This window comes from Clostridia bacterium (assembly GCA_034926675.1).
In the GTDB taxonomy this organism is placed as follows: domain Bacteria; phylum Bacillota; class DTU025; order DTU025; family DTU025; genus JAYFQW01.
This window is the reverse complement of the sequence record JAYFQW010000026.1, coordinates 60,366-78,223: the sequence shown is the minus strand read 5'-3', so window position 1 is coordinate 78,223 and position 17,858 is coordinate 60,366. Positions and strand designations below refer to the sequence as shown.

General features: G+C 56.8%; 16 protein-coding genes. 6 read left to right on the top strand and 10 right to left on the bottom strand.

From position 1 onward, the window contains the following. Positions 1-387: 387 nt before the first annotated feature. From VB144_08075 to VB144_08065, 3 genes are read right to left on the bottom strand one after another with little or no spacing between them, the layout of a single operon-like run. Positions 388-1,563 (bottom strand): ABC transporter permease, encoded by a 1,176-nt coding sequence (locus VB144_08075; GenBank protein ID MEA4883596.1) that lies wholly within the window; start codon positions 1,561-1,563, stop codon positions 388-390. Next, positions 1,550-2,710 (bottom strand): ABC transporter permease, encoded by a 1,161-nt coding sequence (locus VB144_08070; GenBank protein ID MEA4883595.1) that lies wholly within the window; start codon positions 2,708-2,710, stop codon positions 1,550-1,552. Before VB144_08070 ends, VB144_08075 begins: the two co-directional genes overlap by 14 nt. 17 nt (positions 2,711-2,727) lie before the next feature. Then, positions 2,728-3,660 (bottom strand): ABC transporter ATP-binding protein, encoded by a 933-nt coding sequence (locus VB144_08065; GenBank protein ID MEA4883594.1) that lies wholly within the window; start codon positions 3,658-3,660, stop codon positions 2,728-2,730. 118 nt (positions 3,661-3,778) lie between these two features. On the opposite strand from VB144_08065, the gene VB144_08060 reads away from it, so the two are divergent. Continuing rightward, positions 3,779-4,930, top strand: a complete 1,152-nt coding sequence (locus tag VB144_08060; GenBank protein ID MEA4883593.1) for a histidine kinase — start codon at positions 3,779-3,781, stop codon at positions 4,928-4,930. Further along, on the top strand, positions 4,908-5,528 hold the full coding sequence (locus tag VB144_08055; GenBank protein ID MEA4883592.1) for a response regulator transcription factor: 621 nt from the start codon (positions 4,908-4,910) through the stop codon (positions 5,526-5,528). The genes VB144_08060 and VB144_08055 overlap by 23 nt, the downstream gene beginning before the upstream one ends. Positions 5,529-6,121: 593 nt before the next feature. Here the strand turns inward: VB144_08055 and VB144_08050 are convergent. The 3 genes from VB144_08050 to VB144_08040 form a co-directional block, all read right to left on the bottom strand. Next, positions 6,122-6,457, bottom strand: coding sequence for a nucleotidyltransferase domain-containing protein (locus tag VB144_08050; GenBank protein ID MEA4883591.1), 336 nt, complete (start codon positions 6,455-6,457; stop codon positions 6,122-6,124). An 86-nt stretch (positions 6,458-6,543) separates the two neighbouring features. After that, positions 6,544-7,131, bottom strand: a complete 588-nt coding sequence (locus VB144_08045; GenBank protein MEA4883590.1) for a hypothetical protein — start codon at positions 7,129-7,131, stop codon at positions 6,544-6,546. A 66-nt stretch (positions 7,132-7,197) separates the two neighbouring features. Beyond that, positions 7,198-8,571: a hypothetical protein gene (locus VB144_08040; protein MEA4883589.1), complete on the bottom strand. Its 1,374-nt coding sequence runs from the start codon at positions 8,569-8,571 to the stop codon at positions 7,198-7,200. Between the two features lie 202 nt (positions 8,572-8,773). Here VB144_08040 and VB144_08035 point away from each other — a divergent pair, with 202 nt between their 5' ends. Then, positions 8,774-9,055, top strand: a complete 282-nt coding sequence (locus tag VB144_08035) for a hypothetical protein (GenBank protein MEA4883588.1) — start codon at positions 8,774-8,776, stop codon at positions 9,053-9,055. Between the two features lie 235 nt (positions 9,056-9,290). Here VB144_08035 and VB144_08030 read toward each other — a convergent pair whose 3' ends face one another. From VB144_08030 to VB144_08020, 3 genes are all read right to left on the bottom strand, one after another. Next, positions 9,291-9,677 carry a hypothetical protein gene (locus VB144_08030; GenBank protein MEA4883587.1) on the bottom strand — a complete coding sequence of 129 codons (387 nt, stop codon included), beginning with the start codon at positions 9,675-9,677 and terminating at the stop codon, positions 9,291-9,293. A gap of 129 nt (positions 9,678-9,806) precedes the next feature. Continuing rightward, positions 9,807-11,384, bottom strand: coding sequence for a hypothetical protein (locus VB144_08025; GenBank protein MEA4883586.1), 1,578 nt, complete (start codon positions 11,382-11,384; stop codon positions 9,807-9,809). Positions 11,385-11,523: 139 nt separating this feature from the next. Further along, positions 11,524-11,838 carry an addiction module protein gene (locus VB144_08020; protein ID MEA4883585.1) on the bottom strand — a complete coding sequence of 105 codons (315 nt, stop codon included), beginning with the start codon at positions 11,836-11,838 and terminating at the stop codon, positions 11,524-11,526. Positions 11,839-12,205: 367 nt separating this feature from the next. Between VB144_08020 and VB144_08015 the strand changes: the two genes are divergently transcribed. After that, the gene (locus VB144_08015) at positions 12,206-13,243 is read left to right on the top strand and encodes an ECF transporter S component (protein ID MEA4883584.1); all 1,038 of its coding nucleotides are present in this window, start codon (positions 12,206-12,208) and stop codon (positions 13,241-13,243) included. Next, a complete protein-coding gene (locus VB144_08010; GenBank protein MEA4883583.1) occupies positions 13,236-14,330 on the top strand; it encodes a hypothetical protein in 1,095 nt (364 codons plus the stop codon). Before VB144_08015 ends, VB144_08010 begins: the two co-directional genes overlap by 8 nt. Before the next feature lie 681 nt (positions 14,331-15,011). On the opposite strand, the gene VB144_08005 is transcribed toward VB144_08010, so the two are convergent. Then, positions 15,012-15,476 carry a pyridoxamine 5'-phosphate oxidase family protein gene (locus VB144_08005; protein MEA4883582.1) on the bottom strand — a complete coding sequence of 155 codons (465 nt, stop codon included), beginning with the start codon at positions 15,474-15,476 and terminating at the stop codon, positions 15,012-15,014. Between the two features lie 307 nt (positions 15,477-15,783). Here VB144_08005 and VB144_08000 point away from each other — a divergent pair, with 307 nt between their 5' ends. Beyond that, a complete protein-coding gene (locus tag VB144_08000) occupies positions 15,784-17,823 on the top strand; it encodes a serine hydrolase domain-containing protein (protein ID MEA4883581.1) in 2,040 nt (679 codons plus the stop codon). The last annotated feature ends 35 nt before the right edge of the window (positions 17,824-17,858 follow it).

Here is a 17,858-nt window from a genome sequence, read left to right as displayed (position 1 = left end):
CAGGGGTCTAGGCCACAGTGAGATTCTCCCACTCGGCCGATTTTCGTGTTATGCAAACGGATCCGCAAACCACCATATTCTGGGGTCGCAATAGAGCAGCAATGAACAACGCCCGGGTATCTGCCCAGGCGTCGCATTTGATCGGCTGACTTCTTCCGGTTAGTCATGTCCTTGACGCTCACTATCTTGGGATGTGCCCGTACTTTCGGCACCAGGCGTGTATGAGTGTGACGAACGTCGTGAAATCGTATCCTTGGCAGGCGGGCGCTCTTGAGAAGCCGGCGGAACACCTTGGTCAGGTTCGACGGGTCCACAGGGGCGCCCCATGGCCTGGGCGCATCCTGCTCGGGCAGCCTGCTGAATCTGCCTGCTATGGGCGGTGCAGCACTATAGATGGGATAGCCTTCGTTCTTTGCTCAGCAACAGCGTCACCGAGAATATGGCAACGGCAAACCCCAGCTGAATCAGGATGTTGCCGTAGATGGGGCGCAGGCTATCCGCAGTGAACCTGGTAAGCTCGCTGATGGCATCGTTCGCCCGCACGAACCAATACGACGGCAGGAACTTGGCAACGGCGAGCACCGACTTGCTCATGATTGACTGGTGCACAAACACTCCGCCCAGAAAACTCATGCCCAGTGTAATCACGTTGATTGCTCCGGCCTGTGCACCACTGCTCTTCACGGAGTTGCCCACTAGAAAGCCAATGCAGGCGCACACAGCGGCAAATGCTAGGGTGTTCAGGCAGTATAACCCTAACAGCCCAGAAGAGAACAGGCTCTTTCCATGCAACACGAAACTGCACAGCACGAGTATCGCCCAGCAGCCCAGGGCGAACACGCCGTGCCCAGCTGCCAGCTGCAGGTTCATTTTGGTGCGCGGCAGCGGGGTGCACGAGTTGCGCAGATATAGGTCAGACTTGTTGAATGTAATCATAATAGAGCTTACGCCCGTCATGATCATTGCAAGCAACGCATAGGCGCAGGCCGAGTAGTAGAAGCAATACCCTGGACGATGGCCTATGTCGACAGCGCCAGACGATTTGACGGTAACCGGGGTTTCCAGCGCCAGGTCAGCCCTGGCAGCTGCGGCCAGCTGCGCCTGCGACTCTTCTCCGCCATACTGTCGGTGAAGCCGCACTGTGTTGAGGAACTTGTCGATGCTCATGTCAACGTAGCAACTGCTTGTGGAATCAGGCACGATGACCTTCTGGATAGCGCAGTCGCCGCCCGACATGAACGCATCCGAAAAACCAGCCGGGATTATTGCGATGTACTCCACATTGCGAAAGTATAGTGCATCCTGGAGTTTCTCTGCATCGTCGGGGTACGGCGCCAACTTGCTGGTCTGAGCCAGGTAATCAATGAGGCCTTGCGCAAGCGGCGCGTCGCCATCGCGGTTGAGTATAGCTATCGGGGTTCTCGTCGGCTGAAAGCCTACGATTGCGGCTTGAGGCATAGTGAAGGAGAACAGCACTGCAAGCCCTAAGAACACAGTAAGGTTAGTTGCTATCGACGCCGTCGAAGCACGCAGCACCTTGAAATAGGCCTTAAATACTTGCATACCTATCCCTCCTCAGCTGAATGAAGCTTACAGCGCACATTAGGGCCGAAATCAGGCACAACATGCCGATATTGACGAAGAACCGACGATGGTTGTCGAACACATATAGGCTGTAGAATGCGTCATTAATCAGAGTCGCCGGGTTGATGTACGACAGCACAGGCGCCTTACGGGCAATGGTGTCTTTCATCTCTACTGTCATCAACCCCGCCAGGAAGCTCATAGCCATGTTGGCGCCAATGAGAATCCCTGTTTTCACACCCTCACTCTTCCGAACAACCGTGCCGACGAAATGACCAAATGACACCCCTGCGACGCATCCTGCGAAGCACGTCAGCAGTATGAAGCCCAGCTGATTTCCGAAGCTCACCCGCAGTGCGAACACTAGATACGCGAGCAATACCAGTACCTCTGCGAAGCTGACGGTTACTGCTGCTGCCGCATCACATAGCACCACGTTGAGCTTGTGCGTGGGCGCTACACTTCTCCGGGCCCCCTGGGCGGACAAGTCAGCCTGCACGTCGATTGTGTTGCGCAGGCCCCAAAAGCCGCTGTACATGCAGGCCATGGCGACTAGCGCGTAAAAGTAACTTGTCAGGGGATCCGACACAGTATCCGAATACGACACCTGCTCGGTATAGCTCCTTCGGCTTCCTAGCCCTGCGAGCACCTGCTGAACAGCACCCGGGTTCTTCGCAACGATACTCGTAACCGTTTTGCTTGTGTGTGAGTACTCGTCTAGAACCGCTTTCAGTATACTCTGGTTGATGCCTGACTGTTTCACTGTGAGCCCTATTGACTCGCCTGACTCGTCTGACCCGCCGACCGTGATGACCCCAACAACAGAACCATCTTCTAGCAGGTCATAAGCCTGCTTCTCATCGACCACAGTCAGCTCAAGTATCTGATCGGCTCCTGCCTTCGATAGCGACTCCAGCACCTGCCGAAATCTGGCGTTTTCTCGATAGGCCGGGCTATCTACTACCACTGTCCTCACGGGGTTGAATGTTTCCTGCGCCCCCATGACATGGCCGAAGGCGAAGTAGAACATCGTTCCCAGCAGCAGGGGGAAGAGCAGCGTCCAGAACACTGTTTCCTTATCGCGCACCAGGCATTTCACCCGGTAGTTGAATATATGCATGAACATACCTTCGCACACTCCCCTCAGTCGCGCAGTTGCCTGCCTGTAATCTCGAGGAACACATCGTTCAACGTCGGCTGCTCTGAAAAAACCCTGTTGAAAGCCAGATCCCGCGATTTCAGGCAGTCAAGCAAACACAGCAGGTTATGCTGGCCGCCGCCGTAATGAACTGAAAGACGGTTGTCGGCGTAATGCGCCCGGGTCACGTGGGGCAACTGGCGGATCTGAGCCAAATAGTCAGGTTGCAGCACATACATCTCTACACTGATGGTCTCTCCGTCGTTGATCATCGCCTTGAGCTCTTCCTTGGTACCCGTAGCCAGTGTTTTGCCTTTGTCCATGATCACGATGCGGCTGCACAGCTGTTCGACCTCTTCCATGTAATGAGAGGTGTATACTACGGTGGCGCCTTCACGGTTGAGCTCCCGAATCCCTTCCAGAATGCTGTTCCGACTCTGCGGATCCACTGCAACCGTGGGTTCGTCTAGTATGAGAAGCTTCGGTTTGTGAGCGATACCGCAGGCGATGTTCAACCGGCGCAATAGCCCTCCCGAGAGCTTCTTGGGGTGGAACTTGCGGAACTCCCCAAGCCCAACGAAATCGATGGCCTCTTCAACCAGCCGGCGGCGGGCGCCTGGATCCTGAACATACATGCCGCAGAAATAGTCGATGTTCTCATCCACCCGCAGCTCGTTGAAGACGGCCACGTTCTGCATCACAATACCGATATTGCGCTTGATATCGTAGGCATCAGGCGCCATCGGCTTGCCGAACACCTCAATTGTGCCCTTGTCGTATTTCAGGAGCGATAGGATGCAGTTGATCGCGGTGGTCTTGCCCGACCCATTAGGCCCGAGCAAGCCGAGAATCTCTCCTTCGCTTACCTGAAGGTCAAAATGGTCCAGCGCAAGCAGGTTTCCATACCGTTTCACTAGGTTCTGCACTTGAATGAGCATGACCGTTCCTCCTCGTTCCTTGCTGCCCTCATTCTACAGGCAGCGGACGTCACATCATAAGTGCCAGCAATCAGTTCCGCCGATGACAATCGTCATCACTGTTCAGAGTGGGAAATTGATGGTGAAGTGCAAGCATGGTAGACTTATTGCCGAAGGAGACGTGGCCATGCACGGGATTGTCGACAGGTTGCTGGTGTTAGTTTGTTGTTCTACGTTGCTGCTAGGGAAGTCGGACGGCGCTACTGCCGTCGTAGCCATGCTAGCCGCACTGACAGTTAGCGCGCTCGACGGATACCTCAAATCACGCGTGCTTCTCAGGGCAGGCATAGCCTTTTACACCGTGGCGGCTATGGTCTGGCCAAGCTTCTGCCTCTTCTTGCCGCTAGTATTCTACGATGCCCTGGTAGACCCCCTTGCGCCCGGGCGAAGTTGGTGGGTATTTGCGGCGGCAGGTTCACTGGTGGTGTGTTTCGCGAACCTTCCCATCGACACATCATCCATGATCACGGCGCTGATGGCCGTCACCTATGTGCTGGCGCAGCGCACCGCCGATGTAGAGCACAGTCAAGCCGAATTAACGCGATTACGCGACAACAGCTACGAACTCGCCACACTTCTCAGGCAGAAGAACCAGGACCTCATTGAGAAGCAAGATTACGAGATCCGGCTGGCGACACTGAACGAGCGCGGGCGCATCGCACGGGAGATCCACGACCACGTGGGGCACCTGCTCTCCCGATCGATCCTGCAGGTAGGTGCACTCATGGTCACAAGGAGCAATGAACACGAGCGGCAGCGCCTGTCAGTTGTTCGTGATACGCTATCGCAAGCCATGGACAGTATACGCGCCGGCGTTCACGACCTGCATGATGAGTCGCTCGACCTGAGGATGCAGATTGAGTCTCTGGTGCAAGAGTTCACGTTCTGCCCCATTCGGCTGGACTACAGAGTAGAACGCGAGCCCGAGAAGGATATCGCCTACTGTTTCATCGCCATCGCCAAGGAAGGGCTGAACAACATCATCCGCCATTCAGACGCAACCCAGGTTACGCTGGCGCTGCTTGAGCACCCGGCGCTTTACCAACTAGTGTTGCAGGATAACGGGTCGGGGGCGACTGGCGAGGCAGGAGAAGGCCTCGGCATGCGCAGTATGGCCGACCGAGTGAGCGCACTGGGCGGGCAACTAGTAGTCGAGCGCAGCGGCGGGTTCAGGCTCTTCATTTCAGTTCCGAAAAGGAGTCAGCTGCATGAAAGTGCTAGTAGTCGATGATGACCAACTAGTGTGCCAATCACTGAAGACCATTCTGCAGGCAGATGACCGTGTTGAAGTGGTCGGGATGGGTCATGACGGACATGAAGCAGTGGAGCTGTTCACGCAACTGCAGCCAGATGTGTTGCTCATGGATATCCGCATGGACAAGATGACGGGGCTCCAAGCCTGCAAGCGCATCCTCAGCCAATTCCCTGATGCGCGCGTTCTGTTCCTAACCACGTTCTCAGACGATGAGTACATCGTGCAGGCACTCCGACTGGGCGCAAAGGGGTATATCCTGAAGCAAGACTTCGAGAGCATCATCCCCGCCTTGAATGCGGTGCACACCGGCCAAAGCGTATTCGGCAATGCTATCATCACCAAATTGCCCAAGCTGCTGAACGACGGCGGGCGGGCGAACCTTGCTGAGCTCGGAATCAACGAGAGAGAACAGAGCATCATCGAGCTCGTGGCAAAAGGGCTGAGCAATCGCGAAATCGCCGAAGCCCTGTATCTCAGCGAAGGCACCGTACGTAATTGCCTGAGCGTAATTCTGGAGAAGCTCGAGCTGCGCGACCGCACACAATTGGCAGTGTTCTATCTCAATCGTGCGTGATGGGAGATGGCTTGCGGCGGCAAGAGCGGCGAAGGGCCGACAGCAGGCTCATTGGCGACGGTGAGTTGCCTTAAGCCTTGACAATACAGGACTAATCGGACTGGGCGCCATGAGCTGGTACGGTTCCAGCCGAGCTTCAAGTGCGTGAGTCGCAGGTCCGATTCCTGCCAGACGCGCCATTCAAATAGCCATTTAGGAGTAACAATCAGCGCGGCTGGGACTATCCCCCAGCCGCGTTCCCGCTTATGCGAAATGTGTGCGAACCAAAATCGTGTGTGCCTGCCCATTCCCGCTCCTTGCTGAAAGGCGTCCCTTCCATCTTGTCCACTGCGCTCTGCTGCATGCGCGCGAGCATCTCACACACGATCTCCGGGCGCTCCCTGCCCCAAGAAGCAGAATCTACCAATCACACTTAACTAATGAACCAACCAATGTGATGAGATCCCGAACTCTGCTTATCACCGTAGCGCGATCAACCGGGCTACACATGTCATCGAACGCCTCATAGCGATACTGAACCGCGTCTCGAATCGGTCATGCCCTGCAAGGCCCTAAAGTCGCGATTGGCTGCCATGAGCAGGAGATGAGCCTCCTCATAGTCTGCCATAGACAACTATCCCCTCCCTCAGCGCCCTAGCAATGACATGGTTACGCGAGTCCTTCCAGCGCTCCACCTCCTGGCGACTGAAGACAAGGATATCCTTTGGCACGGGAAAGCGTGCTAATGCCCGCCACAGGCGAATCATCTCCTGCCGGCGGTCATCATCTGGGCCGAAAGGTCGTGACTTGACCACCAGGATGTCGACATCCGAATCGGGCCCCGCACTGCCAGTGGCGTGCGATCCAAAGAGGATGATGGCTTCTGGGTCAGATTCACGCGCAACAACACACGCCATTTCATGAATAAGCTGCTGCGTTGCCTCAGTCACTGACATCGCCTCCTAGTCTCACGCTCACCCAAGTTTGATCATCTCAGCATGCGAGAGAATAGTCAATGAGGCAACCGCCAGACCACCTATGCAGCGACTGTCCACAGTGCCTCTCGGTGTGTGGCGCCGCCATCTCGCACCTCAATATCCAAGAGTTCCTTCATGCCCTGAACATCAAGCTTGCCACGGAACCCGTAATAGTTGGCAAGCTTGATGAGATTGCTGTAGCGCGGATCCATCTCTTCCGGGAGCGGATCGGCGACTTTGCCTGTCCATCCATCTGGGTATGGTGGGACGAAACTGTTGTACGCAGCTAGAACGCCCTGTTGCTCAGTTTTTCTCACGCGGGCTGTGAAGGTCGCTCTTTCAACGGATACGCACTCTTTCGCATCGGCAATCTGGACGATAAAGGCATTACCGGAATCAGGGTTGAACACAACCACCAAAAGACACTTCATGTATGGTTGCAGGCTCTTTCCTTCGATGTCCCAGTTCCGCCCGAACACGAGGGCGCCATCTGGCGTGTACTCATCCCAAACCGCCAGACCACTACATGCACTGGGAGGCTCACCGCCCAGGACCACTGTTGACAACATACAAATCCCGGCGTTGAGAACCAACACTTCATCTTCGCTTAGGCCTGACGACTCAGCCATGCCCTTCAGGGTAAGCACCCAATAGGCATCCGCTCCATGTCGGCAGATGCCTAGTGAAGGAGCTGCAATGGGAACAGAGGACCTCTAGAACACGGTTATGCGCCTGGGTCCACCTATGGGATAGAGTACCGCAGGCGAAGACCCAGGATAACTCATGCCCCAACGCCACAGGTCGCCGAAACAGTCAACAGCCGCCATTACTTGTTCTCCGGAGGCAACACCGGCAGCTCCGGCGATTCCCATCACCATCGTCGGTGGAATTATCGCAGAGTATGTCCCGGTTCCCAGGTAATTCTGAGCGCCAGCCCCCCAGGCCCACAAAGAGCCATCGGCCTTCACTGCCAGACTGTTGCAGCCGCCGGCAGCAATGGCAACGGCCTCGTCGAGGCCTTCCACTCTTAAGGGGCCGCGGTCCCATTTGGCGCCGCTACCCAGTTGGCCACGGGTGTTCACGCCCCATGCCCACACAGTGCCGTCGTTCTTCAGAGCCATGCTATGTTCAGAGCCGGCCGCCATGGAGACAACTCCGGAGAGTCCGACAGACTCAGCGTCTCCTACGTAGCGGTTGTGCCAGTATATTGAGTCACCCCAGGGCAGTGCTATCTGCCAAAACCCCCATTGCCATACAGTGCCATCAGCCTTCAGCGCCAAGCTGCGATATCCACTGGCGGCAACAGACGCAACGCTGCCCATTCCGACTTTCATGACAGGCGTCGGCGTTGTGGTCGGCGCGTCCCGTCCTATCTGATATGTGCTGTTGTCTCCCCATCCCCATACAGTGCCATCATTCTTTACAGCCAAGCTATGACATTCTCCGGCAGCTATGGCCACAATCCCGCTCAAGCCGGCTACCTGAGCAGGCCTGTCGCAGCTATCCGAATACGTCCCATCTCCTAGTTGGCCGCGGTCATTGGCTCCCCATGCCCACACTGTGCCATCAGCCTTCAGCGCCAGACTATGATGCGCGCCGGCTGCGACCGCTACGATGTCTTCAATGCCCGACTCCCGCATCGCGGCTCCATAGGTGTAAACGGACCCGCGAGACCCCCAGAAATACACTGTGCCGTCAGTCCTAAGAAACAGAGCGTAGTTCTTGCTAGCAGCTACCTGCCGAAACCCCAGGCTATTGGCAGTTCTGCGGATTCCGGTGAAGTTCACATTGTGCTCTGCGCCGCTTACTTGCCGGTATCCGGGGTCGAAAACCCAATCTGCACTTGCGGGGGCTATGGTTACAGACCCTCTGAGGCCACTCTTGGTCCACGTTCCGTCATCGTTAGTTTCGGTGATTCCAGAGCCGCGACTGCCGCTGAAGCTAATATGGACACTTCCGATTCCCTGGCTATTATTATCAGCGCAGACTATCCGCCCAGAGATTGTATATGGGGTTCCCGCTGTTAGGTTGCATCCAGTGGTCAGGATGCATAGCGCGATCAGCACTAGACCGAAGGCCCTTTTCAACAAGTGCACCTCCAAACAGTACAGCAACTCAAGGTTCACACCGTGTCCCTGGCTCGCCTACCGCCGTTGAGTTCTCCAGCCAAGGCGAGGCGGATTTGCTACAACTCATGGCCAAAGTCTTTCCTTGTGACCCATTAAAGCGTCTCGGAACCGCCCTCAACTGGGCTGTAGTCTAGCTCGTGCTCAATGCTGTAGTAGTTCAATGGAACTCGGGGAATTCCTGTCCTTCTTCGATGCCCGAAAATCGGATGAATCGCCCAGAATGACGCTCGACATGGCCATTATCGTGGGAAACGCGCACATTCCATCAGGAGGACGAATCCAGGCAGCGCCGAAACCCACGCGGCGCCGTCAGCGGCACGAAGAGCACGGCGCCGCGGTCTTCCTGAAGCAGCGAATCCCCGCTCTTCGTGATCCGCCAGAGAATCTGAACCGAAATGTCGTTCCAACCCGTCTTCAGCACCCTTGCGCATTCAGCTTCTGAGTTTTAGGGGTCTCGCGTTTCGCGCGGGATGGTAACGTAGACGGACGGCGACACTCCCAGCGCGCGGAACATCTTGTCCGGGAACAGCTTTGATTAGGCAAGGGCCTCCAGCCGTTCAGGCTTCTTGACGAACATGGCGTTCACGAACTCGGGTTCTTTGATCGCCTTGAATTGCAGTTCAACGGACGTTTGCTCCTTGAGCCTGCCCGCCTCTGCCCCTACCCTGTAGATGACCTTAGTAGGGCCGGGCAGCGGTCCTGGTAGTGATCTCCATGGCGTACTCTTTGCATTTGTGAAACGCCGAATCGCGCTTAGGGTTCTGGGGCAAGATCCCGGCGTCGACCCAACCTCCCTCTGACAAGGCCTTGTCTTTGACCTCCTGCTCCTGTCTGAACGTTGCCGGCAGCCTTGAGATGAACCTTATGCCCTTATCCGCGATAAGGTCGAGGTTGCTTTTAGTCACTGCAGCGGAGTCGGCCACGTAGACCAAATCGGTGAGATGGTCGGTAAACCCCTCTACCAGTTCCTTGATCACTCGCCTGTTCCAAACCTTATCCGACTCGTTGCCTTCCGCCTTAGGCCATGATCTGATGAACACAGAGACCTCGTCACGCCAGTTCATCCCATTGTCGCACTTCCTCCCTCAGCGGCGATAGGTTGTCGGTCCAACGGCAGGCGCATCAGCTGCGCGGCGGAGCCGCGTCTGCTGGATGTGGTGGTTGCGCCAGCTCCCAGTGTACCCAGAGAGCGCCTACAGTTTACCCGGCTCAGGTCGCGGCACTGCTCCCGCCTTCTGCTTGCCTTCGAACTCCTTTCCGAGGTCGAGGACGGAATCCGCTCGGGACAGCCGGTACCAGCGCCCTTCGAACATGATGGTAGCGCCGTCTACCGGGGGCGTTCCCTCGACGTACGACTTCGCCGGGGTTTCGCCCGACCGCCTCGGCCGCGGTGAGTCGTCTCGCACCTTCGTCTCCTGCAGAAGGAGAACCGTGTCGTAGCGTTCCCAGAGATCAGGTGTGGCGCCGATCGTCGGAACTACGGCGGCATCGAGCGCCCAGGCGGCCCACCACTCAAGCCCGTGCCGCGCCACCACCACCATGCTTCCAAAATGATCGATCCGTTCCTTGAGGGAGAGCAGCTCCGGGTAGGATTCTTCTGCAATCGTGGGCATCGTCGCCTGCGGAATGACCGGCGCCACAGCCAGGGCGTTCGCGATCAGCATCGCCACGCATGCCACTTTCGCGGACCTGGGTCGCGCTACCCCGACAGCCCAGGCGAACAGGGCAGAGACCGGAACGTACGCCATGAGGTGCAGGCGCAGGCCGTCGATCCCGCCGAGGAACGGACACGCCAGGACGCCCGTCGCAGCCGATACCCCCGCGAGCATGGCGGCAGTCGCACCATCAGGCCGACATCTCCGCCACAGCATAGCGACAGCAAGAAGGGGCGCGTAAGCGAGCACGACCTCGATGGTATCGGCAAGGCTGCCGGGGCCCAGTCCGGCGGCCAAGCGTGAGAACGTGGTTTCACCTGAGAACAGGGACAGAGGCGACAGCATTGCTGGCCCGAGCGAGCCAAGCTTCGGGATGAACAGCGACAAGACGTATGCGAGCGCCACACTGCCGGCGCCGAGCACCGCGAGCGTAGCCGCACGTCGAGCGCGCTCCGGTCCGCTCTTGGCGCCGGCCATGACCCGATAGAGCATGGCCGGCACTGCGAAGGTGATCGCGGCTGCGAACACGCCGACATGCGACAGCGCGCAGCCGAGCAGCGCCAGACCCATGAGCGCCCAATCGAGCGCATGATTGCGCCGCGAGGCGGTGTCGAACGCCCAGAACGCGAACGACAGCAGCACCAGGGCGAATGCGTTCTTCTGAAGATCGCCGGTCATGTGCACGAGGCTAAAGGAAAGCGCCGGCAGTGCGGCAACCGTGATGGCCGCGAGTGCGGAGCGGCGCTCCCGGGGCGTCCACCGTAGCCACAGAGCGAAGATGGGCAGAACGGCCAGCGGAGGGACGACGGCGTCGACGATCTTCACGCCTGCAATCGTGGCGGCTTCGATGGTGAGCGGTGTGACCGCAGTGAACGCTCGCGCAACGGCGGCTTGAACCCAGAACAGCAGCGGCGTGTCCGAGAAGCGCAGGCCCTTGCCGGCCAGAAGCGACCTTACCTGCGCAAGGTAGTACGCGCCATCCGTCTGTGGAACGAGGCCTGTCGAGAACAGGATTGCCAGGCGGAGTGCGATCGCCGAAGCGACCGCCAGATACGCGGGCCACCAGTCAAGGGCATGCTCGATGGCCCGCTGGCGAGCGCGCTGCTTGGGTTCCATGGGTTCCACTGGGCCTCCCTTCAGCATTGAGTCGGCCCAACGATCTTGCGCATCACCAGCGGAGCGACCGCGTGCCAGCCGATGTGCCAGCCTTCCAATCCGTCCTGGTGGATGCGCCTGTTGGGCTTTCTCCGCATTTTCACTGACGTCCGCACCAGTAAAGAGGTCGTCGTTTCTGATTTGCGATGGCAAGTATCCGAATTGTGTTCGGAAGGAGTGAGTACATGATGCTGTAAGGAAAGCGACGGAGGAGCAAGTGCGCTCGGGCATCGCGAAACACATCCTCGGCTGGCCGCTCACTTCCCCTCCCTGCGAGAAACTCATCGGGCCGACGCTGGGCCTCCTTGGCCCAAAGACGTTCATTTTCTGCATACGATAACTCCTCCAGGCTACGCAGTAGTTTGGCAGCCAAATCAGCACGTGTAGCAGGGTCGAGCTCTAGTTCCTGCTGTATATGCGCTTGTAATGCTGAACTAACTCGTCAGCAGTCTTCTTCCCTCTGCGCATCTGCCGAGCTTCCCGTACTACTCTATTAGGTACCCGAAACCCTTCCATACGAGCACTGAATAGAGCCGACTTGACTACCGCAACCCTCCTTCTAGGCAAGATGACCTTCAATCTTCGCCCCTCCCGATATCTCAATTATGCTGCATTCTGCCCATTTGTCTTCTGTTTGGCAAGTGGAGAGTGCACCGGGGACATCAAGGCCGCTTTCGGGATTCGCACCACCGCGTGCATACGAACCAATAGTCGAGACACTCACTGCTCCGTGCCTTCGGGCAATGCTGATGAGCGCCTGAGTACTCTCCATTCTGGGGCGTATGGCGCAGATGATCGCTTCTCTCACGCAATTCTCAAGGCTGTCGCCGTTCTGCTCGAAAGTGATACACTCGGTTCCCGATCAACTTAGTCTACTGCAGTATCTTAACGACAGCTACGATCTAGGGCTGGTCGATCTTTACCTTTATCGCAACATGATCGGCGCCGTTTACTTTCTGCGGCGGCAGGGCAAACGCTATGTCTATAAGCTATACCGAGAAGCGGATAGCGCGGCAGCCATTCGCTGCGCCGAGATAACCCCTATGCCGGCGCGCTGTTGGAACGCGACACTGCATGATTTCAGCCTAACCGGCTCGGCTCAGGTCTCGGCTTATGGCTTGAGTAGCCAGGTTTTCTATGTTAAGCTCTTATCAGCCGCTGACTGTAGTCAGCTCGTTCTATTGCGCCCAGTTTATTGCTGCAACACCGGTGCCATGAAGGTACTTGTCCTCCGCACGAGGACGGTATCGACATGGTATTTTTTCCATTTGGAGGTAAGAGAATTGAACAGATCTGCGACTAAGAACCTGGTGCTTGCGGCGTTGTTCCTGGCCCTGGGCCTACTCATGCCTTTTCTAACTGGACAGATTCCTAACCTGGGGTCGAAGCTGTTGCCGATGCACCTGCCCGTTTTGATCTGCGGCTTTGTTTGTGGGTGGCCGCTCGGGCTGGTTGTCGGCTTGATCACGCCGGTGTTTCGTAGCCTCATCTTCGGCATGCCGCCGCTGTTTCCGACGGCGGTGGTCATGTCCTTTGAGCTAGCGGCGTACGGTTTCGCCACCGGCTGGTTCCGGCGCCTGTTTCCGAAGAAGAGCGTCTTTGTTTATCCCACGTTGATCCTGTCCATGCTGCTGGGTAGGGTTGTTTGGGGCACGGCCAGTTACGTGATTTTGGGCTTCGCCGACCGCGCGTTTGGCTGGAAGGCCTTTGTGGCGGGCGCATTCGTCAACGCGCTGCCCGGCATAATCTTGCAGCTCGTTGTCATCCCGGTTGTGATCATCGCCCTTGACAACGCGAGGTTGATTGATAATAATGGCTGATTGCGCTGAACTGCGGGATGTGCTGTTGCTGCACCAGCGGCGCTACCCCAAGCTACAGATTCAGGATCTGGTGAAGCTGGTATTTCAAAACGAGTTTGCCGGTGGGCATATGATCGCCGACGCCGAAAGCAGTTTGCAGCGTCTGCGCGCGGAATGCCAGGCACTCGTGGGCAGTTGCAGCAGTGAACGGCCGGGCGACGTTTTCCTCAGTATCGGCAACGGCCTCTGTCGGCTGGATCTTGCGGCCATAAGCGGCGCCGGCGTTCAGTTGACTACTGTCAATCAGTTCTTCGTCAATACTGCCCGGTCAAGGCGCGGAGATCTCACCAGTTTCGAACGGAAACTGGAGTTGCTGCGCGATTGTTGCCAAACAGGTCAACTGCCGCACGTAGCAGCTGACCTGGAGGCTTTTTTGCTTGCCTATCGGGCGCAAGGCTATCCGGCAGTCAGCCATAGCGTTGTCTACCGCGACCACTACAAACCGGCATACCAGGTGGTCGACTCAGTCCACCGGGACTTCTTCGCGCTCTTCTGCCGGATCGACGGGCTGCTCGAATCGCAAGCCACTGTGTGCGTTGCCATCGACGGCCCGAGCGGCGCCGGCAAAAGCACGTTGGCCGCTTTGCTCGGCCAAGTCTATAACTGCAACATTTTTCATATGGACGATTTCTCCCTGCCCCCCGAGCTGAAGACCGAGGAACGGTTGGCGGAGGCGGGCGGTAACGTGGACTATCTGCGTTTTCGTCAAGAAGTGGTCGGCGGTCTACAAACGGGGCGCGAGTTCAGCTATCGGCCGTATGATTGTCGGCGTCAAACCTATGGACAGCCGGTGACTGTCTCCCCCAAGCGGCTGAACGTGATCGAAGGCGTATATAGCCAGCATCCCGCCTTGGTCGACTGCTATCAGTTGGAAGTCTTTCTGTCCGTAGACAAAGCCGAGCAACTCCGGCGGATTGAGCGAAGGAACGGGCCGCTCATGCTCAAACGGTTCATCAACGAGTGGATTCCCTTGGAGAACACAGGAGCCGGTCGGGTTAAGCCCCCGGCCGGCTCCTGTGACACAGAACGCACTAGAACCTGCACCTAGCGCCAACGTGGAACACGCTTGCGTTTGTTGCATACGCGGAGGCCCCATAAAAGCTGACCGTCGGATCGAGCTCGACGCTAGTACTTTCATACCGATACCCGCCAATGATCTCGACTGCCGGGATAGCCCGAACCGACGCAGTGATTGCCAGGTCGAAGGAAAAGGCCTTGTCAAGTTCCGGGACCTCGTGGGCATAGTCACAGCGCTCACGTCCGTGGATATCTACGCCATCGAATACAATCTCCTCGATCTCAATGACGGCGAGGTCGTGACATCGCGCGGATTCGGATACTCCGATCTCGAGACAGGCGAGAACGTGAACCCCGCTAACAAGCAGGTTCTTTCATCTGGCTCTCGAGCCATTCGACCATCTCCTCAGTGCTGGTCAAAAGCGTTTCGGCAAACTTCCGGTTGCAGACCACGCTCAGTTGCAGCCGATCGCCAGGGCAGCGAGCCTCGATGTAGAACTCAGTCAGCATTAAGAGGAACGTCTTCTGCCCATCGCCTTGCCACTATAGTTGACCCTGAGCGGCGTCGCCGGTCACTGATGATACATGTGTCTGTTGGGCGGCTGCCTTGCTGTCCCGTATTCGTCTGCGGGGAGGTGATGCGGTGGTTCCGCACGGCGTCGGAATACGCACTCACTGAAGGATATCCCCTGCTAGTTGTTCATAATCCACACTAAAACACTATATCAACAACGCATTTTTCCTTTGTGGCAGTTCTTTTCTCAAAGTCAATGAAGTATTTGAAATCGTGAGCAAATACCAGTGCATCCTGCAACTTGATTTTCAGAATACAGGTGTTTTTGTCTTCCTCATCAACATGTTTGTCGTAAAATGCAGAGAACACACGCCTCAATTCTTCACGTAAATCCTTGTTGTTTTCGTCGAGCGGATTGCCAAGATTCTCGCCCAAACCATGTGCGACAAACAAATTGTGATTGATTGCTACATGAGGATTCACTGCAATCTCCCTCATTTTGTTGCTCAGACCATATGTTGTGATGTAAAAGGCCGTGCTTTTATAGTACGCATTTACGACTCTTAGATTGGCTTTTTCGCCGTTGACCGTAGCGAGTGTCATTGCCGTATCATGCCCGTATAGTTCGTTCATTACTTGAAGGCTCTCATCGAAATAACCCATCGTGTATCCTCCTTTGAAAATGTGAATTTCCTTCAGTTCCTTGTAGAAGCCATGCCATAGAAAGACAAACAGATCTATCACAAACGGATTGTCGGCAAAGAGGCCCTACTTCCTCCGTCATAATCATGAGCGGTATTCTCTGCCCGATGCTGGTGTCCTGCACGAAAACTCGCCACGCTGGCTGGCTCCTGCGTTCCGGGGCTCGCACCGCCGAATCGCAACGAGGAAACTCGGCGTTACAGGAGGATTGATGGATGAAATGCGGAATATCCCCTGCATTATTCGGTTGTTGCAGGGTACTGTAGATTTGGCTGCAAATTGCCAGCCCAACCGATCAAGGAGAGAGGAGTGGATTGCCACGAAGAGACGTCTCGCTGTCTTGACCGTGCTGGTGATCGTCGCTCAACTGCTCGCAGGAATCCCCCAGGCGTCTGCGCGTGCAGCAACTCCGTACGACAATGCCATCGCCACGGCACGCTTGGAGATCTGGAAGGCTCTGTCCAATGGCGCTTCGGCCGCCACCGTCGCCATCATGGACGATAGCACAATCGTCTACTCCGAAGGTTTCGGAATGCGAAGCAGAGAGGAATCGATCCCCGTTGATACTGACACCCAGTTCAACATCGGCTCCATCAGCAAGGTGTTCGCGACCGCCTCGATTCTGCTTCTGTGCGATGACGGTCGGGTGGAGCTCGATAAACCGGTCACCACCTACTTACCCGAGTTCACCATGGAAGATCCGCGATACGCCGGCATAACCGTTCGTATGCTCCTCAATCATTCTTCCGGGATGCCGGGTACATACATCAAGACCGGGTTTGGCGCCAAGAAGAACCGCAACTATGTTGCCGAGGCGTTGGCCGAACTCGCGCACAGCAATCTGAAGCATGACCCGGGTGATGTGAGCGTCTACTGCAATGACGGCTTCACCGTCTCTGAAGCCATCGTTGAGAGAGTATCAGGGATGAGCTACGCTGACTTCCTGGAGACGAGGATATTCTCTCAGGCCAGCATGAACCATTCAAGCTGCTACTTCGAGAACGGCAACGCAAACATAGCGCGTCGGTACGACATCACGACCGGCAGAGCGCTGCCAGCGGAATACGTCAACCTACTTGGGTCGGGCGGAATCGCCTCCACCGCCGAGGACCTGTGCCGTTTCTCGCGGGTGCTGTGGGCAGACACTCTTCTCGAACCGTCAGTCCTCGAGGAGTTCACGAAACCGCAGTATGGGCCCAAAACAGTCCCCCAGGGCACGCCACAGTTCGCGTTCGGTTTGGGCTGGGACAGTGTCGAGCTGGAGGCATTCGCGCGCCAGGGCAAAAAGGTCATAGTAAAAAACGGCAGAACCCAGCAGTTCATCTCGCAGCTCTGCGCTGCGCCGGACGAGAAGCTATCAGTGGCCGTCATCTTCGCCGACCCTACCGCTCCTGCCAGCATATGCACGCAGATTATGCAGGCGCTGATGGAAGGCAAAGGCATTCTCAACCCAGATGAGCAATCGGTCAGGTTCCCACCTCGAAGCGCAGCAATCCCCAGCGAGTTACTGAAGTATGAAGGCTATTACGGGACCTCCGGTGGGATTATGAAGGTGGAATTCGACACTGAGGCAAACGTCATGAAGGCCTCGGCATACTGCAATGGCCAATTCGTTCCGGTTTCCCAGTTCATGTATGCTGAAGACGGGTGCTTCCACATAGACGAAACAGAGAAGCTGAGCCTTGCGGAGGCGTTCGGGACGAAGTTCATTATGACCCATCGCGATGACCTCGTCGGAAGCACGGTGGCCGCGCAGGAGATCCCACAGAGAAATGCGGTTTTCAGTGGTCGTCTGTTCGAGAACAAGACGTGGCTTCCACGCAATCTGACATGCTACGAATTTGGGCCGCTAGTGGCGGTTTCGGGGGTAGTCAAGGAACTGCCTGGCTATGTCCACTTCATCGGCGCCCCCTACGCACTGACTGACGAGCACACTGCGTCCATGGCTCTCTCACATGCAAGAGACCAGATGGAGCCGAAGATAACCGAGCGCGGCGAAGAGCTGTGGCTCGAGACGCAGGCATGTCTGTTCTCTGATGCCTCGCAAGCCGCGCCGCTAGACCCCGGCGAGAAGATCTCCATCGGAAGCGACAGCTACAACGAATGGCGCAAGGTCCAGACGCAAGGCGTGTTCAACACCGACATTCCGACCCGAGGCAGAGTGTTGGTGTTCTCACCCGCGGGCGAGCTCACTTACGATAGCCTAATGGACGGCCAGAAGGCACTCCTACTAGAGGAAGGAAGCTATGTGGGCTTCATCGGCGAACCCGGGGACTTGTTTGTGCCGGTGCACCAACCGCGAGTCTGATTCAGCTGAACGATACGGTACTGGTAGACGTGGAG

Excerpts from the sequence above, each read along its gene's own strand:
- VB144_08075 (MEA4883596.1), bottom strand. The coding sequence starts at position 1,563 with ATGCAAGTATTTAAGGCCTATTTCAAGGTGCTGCGTGCTTCGACGGCG.
- VB144_08070 (MEA4883595.1), bottom strand. The coding sequence starts at position 2,710 with ATGTTCATGCATATATTCAACTACCGGGTGAAATGCCTGGTGCGCGAT.
- VB144_08065 (MEA4883594.1), bottom strand. The coding sequence starts at position 3,660 with ATGCTCATTCAAGTGCAGAACCTAGTGAAACGGTATGGAAACCTGCTT.
- VB144_08060 (MEA4883593.1), top strand. The coding sequence starts at position 3,779 with ATGGTGAAGTGCAAGCATGGTAGACTTATTGCCGAAGGAGACGTGGCC.
- VB144_08055 (MEA4883592.1), top strand. The coding sequence starts at position 4,908 with ATGAAAGTGCTAGTAGTCGATGATGACCAACTAGTGTGCCAATCACTG.
- VB144_08035 (MEA4883588.1), top strand. The coding sequence starts at position 8,774 with ATGGAACTCGGGGAATTCCTGTCCTTCTTCGATGCCCGAAAATCGGAT.
- VB144_08030 (MEA4883587.1), bottom strand. The coding sequence starts at position 9,677 with ATGAACTGGCGTGACGAGGTCTCTGTGTTCATCAGATCATGGCCTAAG.
- VB144_08025 (MEA4883586.1), bottom strand. The coding sequence starts at position 11,384 with ATGGAACCCAAGCAGCGCGCTCGCCAGCGGGCCATCGAGCATGCCCTT.
- VB144_08015 (MEA4883584.1), top strand. The coding sequence starts at position 12,206 with ATGGCGCAGATGATCGCTTCTCTCACGCAATTCTCAAGGCTGTCGCCG.
- VB144_08010 (MEA4883583.1), top strand. The coding sequence starts at position 13,236 with ATGGCTGATTGCGCTGAACTGCGGGATGTGCTGTTGCTGCACCAGCGG.
- VB144_08005 (MEA4883582.1), bottom strand. The coding sequence starts at position 15,476 with ATGGGTTATTTCGATGAGAGCCTTCAAGTAATGAACGAACTATACGGG.